The organism is Sinomonas sp. G460-2 (genome assembly GCF_047759905.1).
Taxonomy (GTDB): domain Bacteria; phylum Actinomycetota; class Actinomycetes; order Actinomycetales; family Micrococcaceae; genus Sinomonas.
Genome location: NZ_JBKZWT010000573.1, coordinates 1 through 1,023 on the forward strand (window position 1 = coordinate 1; position 1,023 = coordinate 1,023).

The following is a 1,023-nucleotide window of genomic DNA, read 5'->3' on the forward strand; positions in this document are numbered from 1 at the left end:
CCGCCGTCGCCCGCCTCATCGCGCCGCTGCGCCTCTCACTCGACGCCGCGGAACGCGCGGACGCGGGCGAGCCCATCAGCATGCCGGAGCTGCTCGGGATCGAGGACCCGGCGGCCCTCGAGGCCACGGAGGCATGGGGTGCCCGGGCGCCGCGAGACTTCCTGCGCGTGCCCATCGGCGTGGATCGGCATGGCATGCCGATCCACCTCGACCTCAAGGAATCAGCGCAGCTCGGCATGGGACCGCACGGGATCTGCATCGGCGCGACCGGCTCGGGCAAGAGCGAGCTCCTCCGCACGCTCGTTCTGGCACTCGCGGCCTCCCATTCGCCCGACGACCTCTCGATGATCCTCGTGGACTACAAGGGCGGCGCGGCGTTCGCTCCGTTCGTGCGCCTGGGCCACGTCGCGGGCCTCATGGACAACCTCCAGGACGATCCGCAGCTCACGCGGCGGGCACGGGAGAGCATCGCGGGCGAGGTGCTGCGGCGGCAGAAGCTGCTCCGGGACGCCGGCGCGTCACCCAGCATCACGCACTACCGCGAGCTGCGCCGCACCCGGCCCGAGCTGCCGCCCATGCCCCACCTGCTGCTCGTGATCGACGAGTTCGGCGAGCTCCTCACGGCGGAGCCCGACTTCGTCGACCTGCTCCTGACGATTGGGCGCATCGGCCGATCGATCGGCGTGCACCTCCTGCTTTCGAGCCAGCGGATCGAGAGCGGCAAGCTCCGCGGCCTCGACACGTACCTCTCGTATCGGATCGGCCTGCGCACGTTCTCCGAGGCCGAGAGCCAGACGATCCTCGGCACGGCTGACGCGTTCCATCTGCCGGCCGTGCCGGGATTCGGCTTCCTCAAGGTGGACACGAGCATCTACACCGAATTCCGCGCCGGGTACGTCTCGGGACCCGTCGACGCACCCGAGCCCGGCCCGACGGCCGACGACTCCGCGCGAGACGTCTTCGTGCTGCCCGTGCACAACGGTATCGGCGCGGACGGCGGCGCCGGCTCGGCCGACGGCGGCC

Annotated in this window: 1 protein-coding gene; it reads left to right on the forward strand. The window is 71.4% G+C overall.

Features of this window, described 5'->3' with window-relative positions:
• The coding region (locus ACLN58_RS22540) for an FtsK/SpoIIIE domain-containing protein (RefSeq protein ID WP_415857430.1) at positions 1–1,023 on the forward strand (1,023 nt) is incomplete at both ends.